Source organism: Microbacterium sp. NPDC058062, from assembly GCF_042885375.1.
Lineage (GTDB): Bacteria > Actinomycetota > Actinomycetes > Actinomycetales > Microbacteriaceae > Microbacterium > Microbacterium trichothecenolyticum_C.
Map to the genome: position 1 here is coordinate 364,077 of NZ_JBHVSC010000003.1, position 15,124 is coordinate 379,200.

12 protein-coding genes are annotated in these 15,124 nt (G+C 71.3%); 2 read left to right on the forward strand and 10 right to left on the reverse strand.

Features of this window, described 5'->3' with window-relative positions; translation table 11 throughout:
• Positions 1–42: 42 nt before the first annotated feature.
• From ACFVSU_RS10900 to rpmB, 7 genes are all read right to left on the reverse strand, one after another.
• A complete protein-coding gene (locus ACFVSU_RS10900) occupies positions 43–924 on the reverse strand; it encodes a carbohydrate ABC transporter permease (protein ID WP_387142224.1) in 882 nt (293 codons plus the stop codon).
• Positions 921–1,907 (reverse strand): carbohydrate ABC transporter permease, encoded by a 987-nt coding sequence (locus tag ACFVSU_RS10905; RefSeq protein ID WP_387142227.1) that lies wholly within the window; start codon positions 1,905–1,907, stop codon positions 921–923. The genes ACFVSU_RS10900 and ACFVSU_RS10905 overlap by 4 nt, the downstream gene beginning before the upstream one ends.
• 89 nt (positions 1,908–1,996) lie before the next feature.
• Entirely contained in the window at positions 1,997–2,998 is a 1,002-nt protein-coding gene (locus tag ACFVSU_RS10910; RefSeq protein ID WP_387142230.1) for a LacI family DNA-binding transcriptional regulator, read from the reverse strand.
• A 35-nt stretch (positions 2,999–3,033) separates the two neighbouring features.
• Positions 3,034–4,560 carry an alpha-N-arabinofuranosidase gene (locus ACFVSU_RS10915; protein WP_387142233.1) on the reverse strand — a complete coding sequence of 509 codons (1,527 nt, stop codon included), beginning with the start codon at positions 4,558–4,560 and terminating at the stop codon, positions 3,034–3,036.
• Between the two features lie 148 nt (positions 4,561–4,708).
• Positions 4,709–5,014: a 30S ribosomal protein S14 gene (rpsN, locus tag ACFVSU_RS10920; RefSeq protein ID WP_018173549.1), complete on the reverse strand. Its 306-nt coding sequence runs from the start codon at positions 5,012–5,014 to the stop codon at positions 4,709–4,711.
• A gap of 3 nt (positions 5,015–5,017) precedes the next feature.
• A complete protein-coding gene (rpmG, locus tag ACFVSU_RS10925) occupies positions 5,018–5,188 on the reverse strand; it encodes a 50S ribosomal protein L33 (RefSeq protein WP_018173550.1) in 171 nt (56 codons plus the stop codon).
• Positions 5,188–5,424 carry a 50S ribosomal protein L28 gene (rpmB, locus tag ACFVSU_RS10930; RefSeq protein WP_013584774.1) on the reverse strand — a complete coding sequence of 79 codons (237 nt, stop codon included), beginning with the start codon at positions 5,422–5,424 and terminating at the stop codon, positions 5,188–5,190. Before rpmB ends, rpmG begins: the two co-directional genes overlap by 1 nt.
• A gap of 375 nt (positions 5,425–5,799) precedes the next feature.
• Here rpmB and ACFVSU_RS10935 point away from each other — a divergent pair, with 375 nt between their 5' ends.
• On the forward strand, positions 5,800–11,220 hold the full coding sequence (locus tag ACFVSU_RS10935) for an SCO7613 C-terminal domain-containing membrane protein (RefSeq protein WP_387142239.1): 5,421 nt from the start codon (positions 5,800–5,802) through the stop codon (positions 11,218–11,220).
• Positions 11,221–11,298: 78 nt separating this feature from the next.
• On the opposite strand, the gene ACFVSU_RS10940 is transcribed toward ACFVSU_RS10935, so the two are convergent.
• A complete protein-coding gene (locus ACFVSU_RS10940) occupies positions 11,299–11,991 on the reverse strand; it encodes a DNA-3-methyladenine glycosylase (RefSeq protein ID WP_387142242.1) in 693 nt (230 codons plus the stop codon).
• A gap of 72 nt (positions 11,992–12,063) precedes the next feature.
• Here ACFVSU_RS10940 and ACFVSU_RS10945 point away from each other — a divergent pair, with 72 nt between their 5' ends.
• Positions 12,064–13,713, forward strand: coding sequence for an MFS transporter (locus ACFVSU_RS10945; RefSeq protein WP_387142245.1), 1,650 nt, complete (start codon positions 12,064–12,066; stop codon positions 13,711–13,713).
• 132 nt (positions 13,714–13,845) lie between these two features.
• Here ACFVSU_RS10945 and ACFVSU_RS10950 read toward each other — a convergent pair whose 3' ends face one another.
• Both ACFVSU_RS10950 and ACFVSU_RS10955 read right to left on the reverse strand, forming a co-directional pair.
• A complete protein-coding gene (locus tag ACFVSU_RS10950) occupies positions 13,846–14,673 on the reverse strand; it encodes a hypothetical protein (protein ID WP_387142248.1) in 828 nt (275 codons plus the stop codon).
• On the reverse strand, positions 14,670–15,029 hold the full coding sequence (locus ACFVSU_RS10955; protein WP_387142251.1) for a PadR family transcriptional regulator: 360 nt from the start codon (positions 15,027–15,029) through the stop codon (positions 14,670–14,672). Before ACFVSU_RS10955 ends, ACFVSU_RS10950 begins: the two co-directional genes overlap by 4 nt.
• Positions 15,030–15,124: the final 95 nt, after the last annotated feature.

Below are 15,124 nucleotides of genomic sequence, written 5' to 3' on the forward strand. Positions count from 1 at the left end.
TTGCGGAAGCATCCGCGCGTACCGCCGTGCGAGCGGTGCATCTCAGCCCTTGACGCTTCCCGCGATGAGGCCGCGCACGATGTGGCGCTGCATCGCGATGAAGAAGATCACCATCGGGATCAGGACGATCACGCTGAGCGTCAGGAACATCGGCCAGTCGGTCGTGAACTCGCCGACGGCCTTGTAGGTCTGCAGGACGAGGGTCTGCTTCTCGGTCGAGCTGATGAAGACGACCGGCAGCAGGAAGTCGTTCCAGACCCACATCGTCTGGAAGACACCGACCGTCACCAGGATCGGCCGGATGAGCGGGAGGGCGATCCGCCAGTAGATCTGCCACGGCCCGGCGCCGTCGATGCGCGCGGCCTCGATCACCTCGCCGGGGAGAGTCCGCATGTAGCCGACGATGAGGAAGTAGCAGAACACCGCCCCCGCGGAGTAGAGGATGATGAGCCCCTCGAGGGTGTCGACGAGCCGCGCGTCGCTCAGCAGCCGGTACAGCGGGATCAGGGTCACCTGGCCGGGCACGAGGAACGCGATCACCAGCAGCACGACCATCAGCCGCGACGTCCGCATGATGACCGAGAACGCGGCCATGGACCCGATCAGCAGCATGAGCAGGATCGAGGCGACCGTCACGTACAGCGTGTTGAGGAACGCCTGCGCGACGGGGATCTCGGTGAACACGCGGATGTAGTTGTCGAGGTTGAACGTGGCCGGCAGGGCCAGCGGAGAGGCCGTGGTCTCGGCCTGCGTCTTGAGCGTGTTGATGACCAGGTAGTAGAACGGCAGCCCCACCAGCACGGCGAGCGGGATCATGACGAGGCTCGTGACGATCGCGCCCGGGCGCGACAGCACGCGTTCACGACGGCGCACCTTGAGCGCAGGAACGGATGCTGCGGGCACGGCGGCTTCGCGGACGCTCATGAGAACCTCCCCTCGAGGCGGCGGGAGAGGAAGAGCTGCAGGGCGACGATCGCTCCCACCGCGATCATGAAGATCACCGCGAGCGCGGACGCCTGACCGTACTTCGCCTGCGAGACGCCGTTCTGGATGATCGTCTGGGTGATCGTGAAGGTCGAGAACCCGGGGCCGCCCTTGGTCAGCGTGATCGGCAGGTCGTAGACCTTGAGCCCGCCCGTCATCAGCAGCAGCCAGCTCACCGTCATCGCCGGCAGCAGCAGCGGAAGCGTGATGTAGAAGAAGCGCTGGAGTCCCGACGCGCCGTCGATGCGAGCGACCTCGTAGTAGTCGCCGGGGATCGACTGCAGGTAGGCGAGGTAGAGGATGGCGTGCCAGCCGGTCGAGGTCCACACCGCGACGGCGATCACGCTGATCTGCGCCAGCGTGCTGTTCGACAGCCACGGGATCGGCCCGATGCCGGCGATCGACATGAGCAGCGAGTTGAGGGCTCCCGATCCCAGCGGGTTGAGGATGAAGCCCCACACCAGCCCGAGGATCGCGACCGACGGAATGGCGGGGAAGAAGAAGATGGCGCGCACGGCGTTGCGGCCGAAGAACGCCCGATCGAGGACGACGGCCAGCGGGATGGCGAGCGCCGTGATGATGATCGTCGTGGCGAGCGTGAACAGGATCGTGAAGCTCAGGCCCGCCAGCATCGAGGGGTCCGTGAAGACGTTCGCGTAGTTGCGGACCCCGACGAACTGCGCGTCCGACGAGTATCCGTTGAAGTCCGTGAAGCTCCACCACAGCGACTGCGCCAGCGGGATCGCGAACAGCACGATGAACACGATGATCATCGGCACGAGGAACAGGCTGATCCGCACCCGATCGGCGCGGTAGACGGGGCCATGGCTGCCGACCGGCTGGCGCAGCCATCGCGACATGCGCCTTCCCGCCGTCACGAGGACCCGTGTGTCGGTCTGCGGCCTCTCTTCGATGAGTGTCACGTGATCTCCTTCGACCAGCGGAAGTGGACTGAATGCTACCTGTATCGTTACAACCGGTCTAGAGCCGGTACCGAACCCTCATGGCGGGCTCATCCGGTCGACTCGCGCGCGACGACGCGGAACCCGGTCACGTGCTCCTTGGGCTGCCAGTCCGGCGCGTCCGCCAGACGGGCGAGCAGGAGGTCGACCGCGAGCCGGGCGACCTCGTCGTGGTCGGGGTCGATGGTGGTGAGGCTCGGCACGCTGTACCGGGCCTCGAGGATGTCGTCGAAGCCGACCACCTTCACGTCGCCGGGGACCGAAACGCCGCGATCGGCGAGCCCGCGGATGACGCCCAGCGCGACGGTGTCGGTGATGCACACCACACCGTCGATACCCCCGTCGCCGTCGACCAGTCCGTGCGCCGCGAGGCGTCCGGACTCGGACGACAGCTCGCGCAGCTCGACGACCAGCGCAGGGTCCGGCTCGATGCCCCGCTCCTCGAGTGCCCGACGGTATCCCGCGTGTCGCAGCGACGTGACGCTGAGGCGGCTCACGTCGTCGCCCTCGACCATCGCGATGCGCCGGCACCCCCGGTCGATCAGGTGCAGCGTCGCGGCGTACGTGCCGTCCTCGTTGGGCAGGGCGATGTGGTCCACGGGCGAGTCGAAGACGCTCTCGCCCAGGATCACCATCGGCACGTCCGTCGTGAGCAGGTCGCGGTCGGCGGTGCCGAGGCCGACGGCCGACAGGATGAGCCCGTCGTACATGCGGGTGCGCGACGAGACGATGGCCGACAGCTCGTTCTCGCGGTCGGCGCCGGTCTGCTCGATCACGACGCGGTATCCCGCGTCCTGCGCCTTCGCGATGACGCGCGCCGCGAGTTGGGCGAAGTACGGCCGGTCGACCTCCGGCACGGCGAACCCGATCGTGTTGGTGCGCCCCGCGCGCAGGTTGCGCGCCGCGACGTTCACGCGATAGCCGAGGTCGTCGATCGCCTTGAGCACGCGCTCACGCGTCTCGGCCCGCACGTGCGGGTGCTTGTTGAGCACGTTCGACACGGTCATCGGCGAGACGCCGGCGGCCTTGGCGACGTCGTGCAGGGTGGCCATTGCTGAACTCTATCCGTGGGCCGTCGGCCCGGCCGTCAGGCCAGCTCCAGCGACACCGTCGCGAACGAGTGCGCCGGCAGCGTGACCCGCAGCGTGCCGCCGTCCAGCTCGGTGTCCAGCGCGACCGGCGCTACGGCCTCGGGGGCCTCGGCCGTGTTGTGCGCGGCGGCGGAGTCGCCCGTGAGCACGCGGGCCGTCGCGGCCGACACCGCGCGGCCGCGGAGGTCGACCTCGATGGTGAGGGATGCCTCGGCGTCGAGGTTGCTCAGCGAGAGCAGCGCCGTCGAGCCGGTCGTGCTGGCCGACGCCGACACCACCTGCAGCGAGCGGCCGTCCGCCTCGCGGGCGTCGGGGGCATCGAGGACGTGGACGGCGAGCGACGTGGCGTCGTGGTGGCCGCGGTTCATCTCGAACACGTGATACGTCGGCGTGAGCACGAGAGCGCCGGTCTCGGCATCCGTCAGCAGCATCGCCTGCAAGACGTTCACCGTCTGGGCGATGTTCGCCATCACGAGGCGGTCGGCGTTGCGGTGGAACGCGTCGAAGTGGACGGCCGCCACGAGGGCGTCGCGCACGGTGTTCTGCTGGTAGAGGAACCCGGGGTTGGTGCCCTCCTCGACGTCCCACCACGTGCCCCACTCGTCGAGCACGAGCCCGACCTTGCGGCCCGGGTCGTACGCGTCCATGATCCGGGCGTGCGCGCTGATGACGCGCTCGATGTCCTGCGCCTTCGACATCGTCGCGTAGTAGTCCTCTGTGGAGAACGACGTGGCGCTGCCCTTGTGCTCCCACGTGCCGGCGAGCGTGTAGTAGTGGAACGAGATCGCCTGGAAGATGTTCTTCGGGTCGCGCTGGCAGCCGAGGCAGTTGAGCGCCTCCATCAGCGCCGTCGTCCAGGTCACGTCGTCATCGGACGCGCCGGCGGCGATGCGGTAGAGCTTGTTGTCGCCGTGGTCGCGGCAGAAGGTCGCGTAGCGACGCGCCTCGGACGCGAACTGCGGAGCCGTGAAGTTGCCGCCGCAGCCCCAGGCCTCGTTGCCGATGCCCCAGAACGGCACCTTCCACGGCTCGTCGCGCCCGTTCTCGCGGCGCAGGCTCGCCATCGGGCTGTCGCCGTCGCGCGTGAGGTACTCGACCCAGTCGCTCATCTCCTGCACGCTGCCGCTGCCGACGTTGCCGCTGACGTACGCGTCGGCGCCGAGCATCTCGCACAGGTCCATGAACTCGTGCGTGCCGAAGTGGTTGTTCTCGACGACGTCGCCCCAGTGGGTGTTGACCATGCGCGGCCGCGACTCCTTCGGGCCGATCCCGTCGCGCCAGTGGTACTCGTCGGCGAAGCAGCCGCCCGGCCAGCGGAGGTTCGGGATGCCGATGCCCTTCAGCGCCTCGACGACGTCGAGTCGGATGCCGCGCTCGTGGGGGATCGACGAGTCCTCGCCGACGTAGAAGCCGCCGTAGATGCAGCGCCCCAGGTGCTCGGCGAAGTGGCCGTAGAGGTGGCGGCTGATGACCGGACCGGGGACGTCCAGGTCGACGACGGCGCGGGCGCGGAGGTCGGGCACGGTTTCTCCTTCGAAACATCGGGGTGAAGCGATTTGTAACGATACACATCACGATGCGTGATGTCGAGAAGAAATGCAGAAGGCCCGCAGTTCCGAGGAACTCCGGGCCTTCCGGACGAGCTCAGCGGTCACTGAGCCTGTCGAAGTGTTACCAGCTTGACTTGGTCACGCCGGGCAGCTCGCCACGGTGCGCCATGTCACGGAAGCGGACACGCGAGATGCCGAACTTCGTGAGGACACCGCGGGGGCGGCCGTCGATGACGTCGCGCGAGCGCAGGCGGACCGGCGACGCGTTGCGGGGCAGCTTCTGCAGGCCCACGCGAGCGGCTTCGCGCTCCTCGTCGGTCGACGTCGGCGAAACGAGCGCCTTCTTCAGCTCAAGGCGCTTGGCGGCGTAGCGGTCGACGACCTCCTGGCGCTGCTTGTTGCGCGCGATCTTGCTCTTCTTAGCCATGGATCAACGCTCCTCTCGGAAATCGACGTGCTTGCGGATGACCGGGTCGTACTTCTTGAGCACGATGCGGTCGGGGTTGTTGCGGCGGTTCTTGCGCGTCACGTAGGTGTAGCCCGTGCCCGCGGTCGAACGCAGCTTGATGATCGGACGGACGTCCTGTGCCTTCTTGGCCATTAGAGCTTCACACCCTTCGCCTGGAGGTCACGCACGACCGCCTCGATGCCGCGAGCGTCGATGACCTTGATGCCCTTGGCCGAAACGTTCAGCTTGATGTTGCGACCCAGCGACGGAACGAAGTAGGTCTTCTTCTGCACGTTCGGGTCGAAGCGGCGCTTCGTCCGGCGGTGCGAGTGCGAGATGTTGTGACCGAAGCCGGGAACTGCTCCAGTCACCTGGCACACTGCTGCCATAGTGATGTCTCCTTAGTACCGTGAGGCCGGACGGCCTCACCCAAGATCCCTTGTCTGCACCCCGCGCCGGATCCGGCCGGTGAAGGCCCGCGAACTGGTGTGGGATACGTACTGCGTGCTGGAGGCGCGCAGACAAAGAGTCAGTCTAGCACGGACGGCGTGTCGCACTTGACGCGGCCCGGTTCGGCCTCCACACGCCGAGGCTGCGGGGCGATCCGCGCGCGCACCGCTATATTCCGGGGCAGGAATCTCTCCTGACACCTGGTCCAATGCGAGGGGCCTGGGGCGCCGAGGGGCGTGTGCCTGTCTACAAATTCTCGCGCACGCGGCGGATCCGGGTGGACCATGTCGTCAATCCCGGGAGAGGGGATGGACATGAGCGCAACGCACGACGACGGACCCCTGTGGCCTGCGTCTCCCTTCGATCTCGCCGACGCGCACCGGTGCCCGTCGTGCTTCACCGCGGTCACGGCGCAGGTGTGCCCCGCGTGCGGCTTCGCACTGACCGACCCGCGCGCACCGCGCGTGCTGGAGCTCGGCCGCGAGATGCTCACGCTCGAGCTGTCGCGTCAGCGGCTGATGGACAAGATCCGGCTCGCACACGCGACGGCAGCCGTGGCGAGACCGGATGCTGCGCCCGCAACGCTCGCGGGCCCGCCGGAGCTCGTCGCGGCCGAGGCCGTCGCCGACGCCGGCGTCGCCGTGCATCTGGCGCCCGCCGCCGACGCGATGCTCAGCGCCTCGGCCCCACCGACCGGCGCCATCGCCGTCGTCGCCGAGCCCGCAGCGGAGGGCGCTTCCCTCACGGCGCCCGACGCGCTCGAGCTCGTCACCGTGCCGGAGTCCACCACCGCGGCGCCCGCGACGACGGCACCCGAGATCGTCGTGCCCCCGAAGCCGCCCGCACCGGCCGCTTCGGTGCCGCAGGGGCCTGGACCGTCCGCACCGGTCGTGGTGGCGGCATCCGCTCCCCGCCGCCGGCTGACCGTTCCGGTGCTGCTGCTCATCGTCGGCGTGTCGCTGGTCGGCATCGCCGCCGTGTTCTTCCTGCTGCTGGCGTGGTTCCTGTGGGGCATCGCGGTGCGCGCGCTCATTATCGGCGGCATCACGCTCGCGACGATCGCGCTGGCCTCGTGGCTGCGCCGCCGCGATCTGGGGGCGACGGCCGAGGGCATCGGCGCGCTCGGTGTGGGATTGCTCGCGCTGGACGCGTGGGCCGTGCGGGCGAACGACCTGTTCGGCACCGGGTCGACCGACGCCGCTCTGTATGCGGGGGTGTCCGCTCTCGTCGTCGCGGTGATCTGCCGCCTGTGGGCGCGGGTGTCGCATCTTCGCGGACCCGACCTCGCCGCCTCGCTCGCCTTTCCCGCGGGCCTCGGATTCCTCGTGGGCGGACTGACGTCGCTGCCGCCCGAGGAAGCCCTCACTGCGGGCCTGCTCGGCGCCGCCGCCGGCGGGCTGGTGCACGCGCTTCCCGCGCCCTGGTCGTCGGCGCGGCGCGGCGAGGACCACGCGGCCGAGCGTCTGGTGCTCGCGCTCAGCGGGGTGGGCGCCCTGGTCGGCGCGGGTCTCACCGCGGCGTTCCTGACCGCGGACGCGCTGCCGGTCGTGATCTGGTCGAGCATCGGGCTCGTCGTGCTCGGCGCCGCGCACGCGTGGCTCGCCCATCGACCGGTCGACGGCGCTCGCCTGCCCGCCGCCGCCGTTGTCTCGGGCGTCGCCTCGGTGGTCGCGACGGCGGCTGCGGGTCTCGCAGGCTGGCAGCTGGCTCTGCGCAGCGACCTCCCGGTCTACAGCGTGCTGGTCGGCCCCGTGCTCGCCGTGCTCGTCGCCGTCGCCATCGACGTCGTGCGCAGCCGGCGCGGCACAGCCGCATGGGTGCCGGCGGCGATCGCATCGGCGTTCGTCGCCGGGCTGTCGATCATCGCCGTCGCGCTCGGCTGGGGTGTGCAGGCCATCACCGTCATCGGCGCCTCCTGGACGGCGTGGCGCACGGATGCCTTCGCCGTGCCTGTCGAGGCCCCCGAGGCCCCGCTGCTCGCGGTGATCGCCGCCGTCGTCGTCACAGGCCTGCTGTTCGCCGCTCCCACACTGGCCCGCCCGGTGCTGCGCGAGCTCGTGCCGGTGGTGGCGACGATCCTGCTGCTGGTCGCGGGCGCGCGCACGGCGGTGCCCGGCGTGCTCGTCGGGGTCTCCGTCGCGCTGGTCGTCGTCACCGTCGTCGTCGTTGCGATCCTGCGGAACCGCGCTCGCCGACGCGTCGATGACGCCGGCGCCGCGCCCGAACCCGACGCCGGCCTCATGGCACGCGGAGTCCCGGTGGGGTACCTGATCGCCGGCGGACTCGCCGCCGCGACCGCCTACGCGGGCGGGGTGGCGACGCCGTGGCTGTGGCTCGTCGGGGTCGCCGTCGCGATGGCGTACCCGATCGCGCTACGGCTGGCCCTGCGCCCGATCGGGGTGGCAGCGGTGGCGGCGGCACTCGCTCCGGTGGCCGTCGCCGCCCTGTCCACTCCGCTCGCCGCGGGGGCGACATCCGCGGTGACAGGACTGTACGGCGAGGCGACGCCCGTCATCGCGGTGCTGCTGCAGTGGGTCGCTCTTGCGACGCTGGTCGCGGCCGTCGCGCTCCCGGTCGAACGGGCGAGCCGCACCGGGCTGGCCGTAGCCGGCGAGGTCCTCGCCGCGATCGGGCTGGCCGGCACCTTCTCGGCGGTGGCGATGAACCCCGCCGCCCTCTCCGAGAACGTCCTGCTGACTGCGATCGGCGAGCCCGGTCTCGGCATCGCGCGCGGAGCACTGCTGCTCACGGGTCTGACGATCGTCGCCTTCGGCCTCACCCGCATCTCCGGGGTGGCCACGATCCTGGCCGCGGCCCTGACGGCGCCCGTCGCCGCCGCGACGGCGTACGACGTGCTCGGCACCCTCGAGCTGCGCTCGACGGACTGGGCGCCGCTCGCCCTCACCGCCGCCGCGGTGGTCGTGCCGCTCGTCTCGGCGGCCACCGTGTTCCGGCGCCGCACCTCCGACGCTCCACCTGCCCCCGTCTCGCAGTGGCCCGCCGACATCGCCCCCGTACCTCCGCGACCGCGCCCGACGGATCGCGTGCTCCGCAGGCTCGCCGCCGATCTCGGCGCGGCCCTCACGGTGCTCGTCGTGGTGTGGCCGGTGACTCCTCTGCTCGTATGGGCCGCAGTCGCGATGATCGCCGTCGGCTTCGCCGCGGCATCCGTCTCCCGCGGGTGGGTGGGGACGATCTCGGCAGATCCTGCCGACGATCGCTTCGCGACGACGCGTGACGGGATGCCGCTCCTCGACGCCCCGCGCCGCCTGCTGGCATGGCCGGCGGTCGTCGCCGCGATCGCGGCGTGGTGGACATGGCTCGACGCCGGAACACCCGAGACGTACTTCACGGTGGAGTCGTACGTGGTGCCGTCCGCCGTGGTGCTCGTGGTGTTCGCCGCTCTGCTGGTGCGGCTGCGCCGCCGCGTCGAGGCGAGCATCGCCCTCGCCGGCGGACTCGCGCTCGGGCTGTGGGCGCCCGCCGTCGAGGGGTGGACCGGGGAGCCGCTGCGCGGCGTGATCATCGCCCTCGTCGCCGTGGCGGTGTGCCTGGCGCTGTCGTTCACGCCGGTGCGCAGCATCCGTCCCGCCGCTCCTCTCGGAGCCGCCGTCGCGGTGATCGCGATCGGGCTGGTCGCCGTCGAGCGCGCGTTCGAAGGGCCCGACTGGCAGGTGCTCTGGCTCGTGCTGCTGGTCGCCGTCGCGTACGCGTCGGGCTGGGGTGCGACCCTCGCCCGGCCGAGCCGTCTGGCGTCTGGGCTCTACGCACTCATCGTGCCCCCGGCCGCCCTCATCGCGGCGATCGTCGCGATCATGCCGCTCGCCGACGAGCCGCGCATCGTCGCCGGGACGATCATCATGCTCGCCGCACTGCACCTCGCCGCCGCGGGGCTGGACCGCCTTCCGCTGACCGGCACGACCCGCTGGATCTCGCTCGCGGGAGCCTTCGCCGTCGGCGCCGCGGGCTGGTTCCTGGGGGCGGCCACCGAGGTCGAGGCGGTATCGCTCCCCGTCGCCGCGATGTGTCTCATCGGAGCCGTGCTCGGCATGCTCCGGCGTCGACGGGCCGGCGATGTCTGGCCCGGAGCGGAGGGCCCCGCGTGGATCGTGGGTCTGGTGCTCGCCACTGCGCCGAGCCTCCTGGTCGCGGCCGAGCCCGTGCGCGTCTGGGCGTACCTCGCGCTCACCCTCGCGGCGGCGGCCGGAGTGGCAGCGCTGCGCGAGCCCGCGCGCGAGGCGCCGGCCGATACGGAGCCCGCCACCGCGGCGGCCCCACCGTCGCCGGCGCAGGTCACCGCGTCGCCGGCGCCCGTAAGGGGCGCGGTACCGCCGATCCCGCCTGGACCGTTCGCGACGAACGCCCCGTCCGCGCAGCTCTCCGCCTACGCTCCGCCCGCGGGATCGCCCGTGCAGCCCGTCGCGCCGCCGGCGTACGCAGCGTTGCCCGAAGGAGCCGCCGCGCCGTCCGTGCCGCGGACGCCGCGGTTCATGGACATCTGGTCGCTGCGCACCCCGACGGCGATGCTGCTCGGGTTCGCCGCCGTCCTGATGGGGCTTCGTGGGCTCGTCCCGCCGGCCGTCGAGGGCGACGCCGCCGCGGCGATCCTCGCGGGCCTCGGCGTCGTCGCGGTGGCCGTCCTGCTGACGGCGCGCGGATCGGCCGACGCCGCCGCCCGCGGCGCGGCCGTCCTCGCCGGCGCCGGGACCGCCGTCCTCGTCGCGATGTCGCTCACACGCCCCGAGGCTGATCTCGTGCTCACCACCGTCACCGCCGTCATCGGCGGCGTGCTCGGCGTCGCGGGCGCCTCGGTGCTGGGGCTCCGGCGCTGGGCGCCGCTCGGCGGCGTGCTGGCCGTGGGTGGACTCGTGGTCGCAGTGGTCGCGTGCGGCGTGCGGTTCCTCGAGATCGCACCCGCCGGCGGCCTCGAGCCCGACCTGTGGGCCGTGGCAGGGGCGGGGATCGCGGGCGTCATCGCACTGGCCGCACTCCGCGCGACGCCGTCGCGCGCGGTCGGCCTCACCGCCGGCGCGGGCTTCGCGGTCGCATCGGTGCTGTTCGCTCTCGCCGAGCTGCAGCTGCTGCTCGTGCAGCAGACGGGCGACGAGCTCCGGACGGCCGCGGTGATGGCGGCGCTGACGGCGGCCACCGTCGTCGGCACGGCCGCACGCGCCCGGCTCGGACTGGCCCTCGTGATCGCCGCGGCGATCGCCGGCGCGGGCTTCGGCATCCTGGCGCTCACGATCGGGGACGTGCGCCCCATCGAACTCGTCACGGTGCCGCCGGCGCTCGGCGGCATCGCGTACGGGGTGCGCACGCTGCGGCGCGAACCGGCGTCGCGCACGTGGCCGACGCTCGGCCCGTGGCTGGCGCTGCTGACCGTGCCGTCGCTGCTGACCGACTTCGCGGGGTCCCAACCTGGCGTTGCCGCCGAAGCGGGGTGGCTGGGCCAGCCCGAGCTCTGGCGCGTCGTCTCGCTCGGCGTCGTCGCGATCGCGATGGTCGTGGTCGGCGCGATCTATCGGCTGCAGGCACCTCTGCTGCTCGGCTCGGCGGTGCTGGTCGTGCACGGAGTCGCCCAGCTGTGGCCGTGGATCTCCACCACGTACGTCGCGGTGCCGTGGTGGCTGTGGCTCGGCCTGGGCGGCGCGCTGCTCATCTTCATGGCCGCCCGCTACGAGAAGAACATGAAGGCGCTGCGCACGACCGTCGTCGCGGTCACGTCGCTTCGCTGACCCGCACGGGACGCGGGGTCTGCGGCGCGCTCCGGCGTTTCGTCTCGCTCGTTCCTCGCTCGCTCAACGAACGGTGGGTCACAGGACCTGCGCTTCAGGCCCTTCGCTGACCTCGCGCGCGCCGCGACCCCAGCGGAACGGCGACACGGTCGGCTCGCCGGGGACCCAGTAGCGCCACGGGAACACGGCGGTACCGGCCACGCCTGCGACGCCGACACGCGGCCCCGACGCCACCTCGGCGAGCGGGTCGGCGAGCAGCTCCAGGCGTGCCACGGCGCCGTGCAGCGGCGCACCGGTGATCGCGTCGATGCCGTCGTGCCGCGGATGCCGCAGCCCCACCGCGTCGCCGAACCGACCGGGTCCGCGCGCCAGGTCGCGCGGTGTGCGCGCCGCCGGTCGGCGGCGGGTCGCAGCATCCGTCCCCTCGATCACCTGGCCCGCCCGCAACAGGACTCCGCCGGCGACCCCCTCGGGACCGCACACGACGTTCACGCACGAGTGGATGCCGTGACTGAGGTACACGTACAGGTGCCCGGGTTCGCCCCACATCGTCGCGTTGCGCGCGGTCTGCCCCATGCGGGCGTGCGAGCCCGGATCGGGGACCGGCCCGGTCCCGCGACCGTGGTACGCCTCGACCTCGGTGAGCCGCACGGCCACCGTCTCGCCCTCGACGACGGTCGTGAGCCGGGCGCCGAGCAGGCGCGGCGCGACGTCGGCGGGAAGACCCTGCAGGTCCGTGCGGGTCGCCGCACGCCACAGGTCCCGCGCCATGGGCAGAGTCTACGTCCGCGCGTCCATGCAACACGTGCGTCCGGCCGCCGCGGCGAGCGCTACTGTTCGCGCATGGGGAAATGGTTCGTGCTCATCCTGCTGAGTGTCTCGCAGTTCATCATGGTGCTCGACAGCACGGTGATGAACGTCTCGATCTCGACTGTCGCGCATGACCTCGGCACCGACATCTCGGGCATGCAGGCCGCCATCACGTTCTACGCGCTGACGATGGCGGCGTTCATGCTCACGGGCGGCAAGCTCGGCGACCGCTGGGGCCGCAGCATGGCCTTCCGCATCGGGTCGGTCGTGTACGGCATCGGCTCGCTGACCACGGCGCTCGCGCCGAACCTGACGGTCCTCATGCTCGGCTGGTCGCTCGTCGAAGGCCTCGGCGCGGTGCTCGTCATCCCCGCGATCGCCGCCCTCGCGGCGATCAACTACACGGGCCGCGAGCGCGTCGTCGCGTTCGCCGTGCTCGGCGCGGTCACCGGCGGCGCCGCGGCAGCCGGCCCGCTCATCGGCGGTCTCGTCACCACCTACTCGTCCTGGCGGTACGTCTTCGTCGCCGAAGCGGTCGTGATGACCCTCGTGCTCATCGTCTCGGGGCGCATCAAGGACGTGCCCGGCGACCGCAAGCTCCGCATCGACCTGCTGAGCGTCGTGCTCTCGGCCCTGGGCCTGGGCCTGCTGGTCTACGGCATCCTGCAGTCCAAGACGTGGGGCTGGTTCCAGCCGCTCGACCCGCCCGTGATCAACGGCCAGCCGTTCGCCCCGCTCGGCATCTCGCCCGTCGCGTACCTGATCCTGCTGTCGCTCGTGGTGCTGTGGCTGTTCGTGAAGCGGCAGCAGCGGCTCGAGCGGACCGGCCGCGTGCCGCTGCTGAAGGTGAGCCTGCTGCGGATCACAGCGCTGCGCAGCGGCCTGACGATGTTCATGGCGCAGTACTTCGCGATCGCCGCGCTGTTCTTCGTCGTGCCGGTGTACCTGCAGACGATCCTCGGCTACGACGCCCTGCAGACGGGCCTCAAGATCCTGCCGCTGTCGCTCGGGCTCATCCTGTTCTCGATCCTCGGGTCGCGGCTCTCGACCGTGCGCTCGGCCCAGAACATCGGCCGCATCGGGCAGCTCACGCTGGGCCTCGGCGTGCTCGTGGTGTTCCTCGCGGTCCAGCCCGAGCTCGCCGACTTCGCATTCGCCGCCGGCATGTTCGTGGTCGGCGCGGGCTTCGGCCTGCTCGCGTCGCAGCTCGGCAACGTCAACATGTCGGCGGTGTCGCAGTCCGACACGTCCGAGGTCGGCGGCCTCCAGGGCACGTTCCAGAACCTCGGCTCGTCGTTCGGCACGGCGATCGTCGGCTCGGTGTTCATCCTGCTGCTCACGTCGGGCTTCACCGCGGCGGTGGAGCAGAGCACGACCATCCCGTCCGACATCCAGCAGCAGGTCGTCGCCACAGCCTCGAAGGGGGCGCCGATCATCTCGCAGCAGCAGGCCGAGGACCTGCTGACGGATGCCGGCGCCGACCCCGAATCAGCCACCGAGATCGCCCAGCTCTACGCCGACACGCAGGTCGAGTCGCTGCGGCAGTCGCTGTTCTTCGTGTTCGTCCTCACGGTGCTCGGGCTCATGCTGTCGAGCGGGCTGCCCTCGAAGCTGCCGGTCCCCGCCGGAGCGAAGACGGACGATGAGGACGCAGCATCCGTCACTCCGTCCTCCGGCGTATAGGCGAGCACGCAACGCGTCCCGGTACGCCGTTCCGAGCGGCGTCCCGGGACGCGCGCCGACGCGGACGGAGTCGGGGCGCAAGCCCCTCCGCGTCGGAGTATGCGAGCCCTCGTGGGCGTGGGTGCGTGAGAGTCAGGCGGCTCGTGCGGCGGAGCGCTGCGACGAGGTGCCGACCGCGATGAGCAGCGCGACGCCGACGGCGCCGAGCACGAACCACATCCAGCCCAGGGCACCGGCGTCGAAGCCGAATCCGATGTAGCCGACCGGCGTCGCGGCGACGGCCAGCAGTCCGGCCGATGCGAGGACCGCAAGACCGGCATCTCGGCCGGCGAGGAGCCGGACCACCTCGATGGCGGCGCCCACCACCACGACGATGCCGAGCACCATGATGAGCGGCGCCCACCACAGGATGGTGCAGACCGACCCGCCTGCGACGACGAGGGTTCCCGCGGTGCGGGGCATGCGGGCCCGGAGGACGACACCCGCGGCGAGGAGCGCCGACATCGTGAAGCCCTGGATGGTGCCCTCGAGGTAGGGCATGCCGGGCTCGAGGAGCTGCCCGAGGCTCATCGCGAAGATGAGGACGGCGAGGACGGCAGCGCCGACCACCCACCACCAGCGGGCGAGGAGACGTGTTGCGGTGTTCATGGATCTGGCCTTCTGTTCGGCCGGCAGACCCCGTGATGCCGCGCGCTGTGTCTGTGCCCAGAGCAGGTCGGCGGGAGCGCCGAGCACTGCTCGTCGTGCGATCGAGAGCGTGACCGCGTACGGCGGCCTCTCGCTCGCGCGTGCGTCGGCCTGCTGCTCCCACAGGTCGGAGTGGATCTCGGCGCGCCGACGCTCGGACGTCTCTGCGCTCACCCCGTTCGTGTAGCAGTCGACCCACGCGAGGACGAGGCGCGCGGCGACACCCGTCGCCGCGGTCGTCCCGGTCCGTTCCGGGGCCGTCGGCCCGTTCACGGCGTCTCCCACGCCGCGCGCCCGAGGGGCGCCGTGCGCGAAGTCTGAATGCGGTGCTCGGCGAGTGCCACCTGGGTGGCCCCGGTCACCTCGTACAGGCGACGGCGCGGGCGGCCCTGCTCGGCCGCGGCGTCGGCGTCTTCCCAGTCGCTCGAGAGGAGTCCGGCCGCTTCCAGTCGCCCGAGCGCCTTGTAGAGCGTGCCGTGCGACGTCAACGTCGACGTCTCATCACCCTCGGCGATCACCTTGGCGATGCCGAAGCCGTGGAATCGCTGCTCGCCGCTGCGGTTCAGCCGCAGCGCCGCATCGAGGATCTCCGCCTCGAGCGGGAGCAGCGTGCCGGCCTTGCGTCTCATGGATCCAGTTATAGGCAGATATCTTCCCAATGTCAATAGGAAGATATCGAGGCGGGTTCGGCCGGCGGCGGGGCGCGTCCTCGATTGAGGAGGTG

Bases quoted from the DNA above. Each gene is read 5' to 3' on its own strand.
- ACFVSU_RS10900 (WP_387142224.1), bottom strand. From the start codon at position 924: ATGAGCGTCCGCGAAGCCGCCGTGCCCGCAGCATCCGTTCCTGCGCTC.
- ACFVSU_RS10910 (WP_387142230.1), bottom strand. From the start codon at position 2,998: ATGGCCACCCTGCACGACGTCGCCAAGGCCGCCGGCGTCTCGCCGATG.
- rpsN (WP_018173549.1), bottom strand. From the start codon at position 5,014: ATGGCTAAGAAGAGCAAGATCGCGCGCAACAAGCAGCGCCAGGAGGTC.
- rpmG (WP_018173550.1), bottom strand. From the start codon at position 5,188: ATGGCCAAGAAGGCACAGGACGTCCGTCCGATCATCAAGCTGCGTTCG.
- rpmB (WP_013584774.1), bottom strand. From the start codon at position 5,424: ATGGCAGCAGTGTGCCAGGTGACTGGAGCAGTTCCCGGCTTCGGTCAC.
- ACFVSU_RS10935 (WP_387142239.1), top strand. From the start codon at position 5,800: ATGAGCGCAACGCACGACGACGGACCCCTGTGGCCTGCGTCTCCCTTC.
- ACFVSU_RS10940 (WP_387142242.1), bottom strand. From the start codon at position 11,991: ATGGCGCGGGACCTGTGGCGTGCGGCGACCCGCACGGACCTGCAGGGT.
- ACFVSU_RS10945 (WP_387142245.1), top strand. From the start codon at position 12,064: ATGGGGAAATGGTTCGTGCTCATCCTGCTGAGTGTCTCGCAGTTCATC.
- ACFVSU_RS10955 (WP_387142251.1), bottom strand. From the start codon at position 15,029: ATGAGACGCAAGGCCGGCACGCTGCTCCCGCTCGAGGCGGAGATCCTC.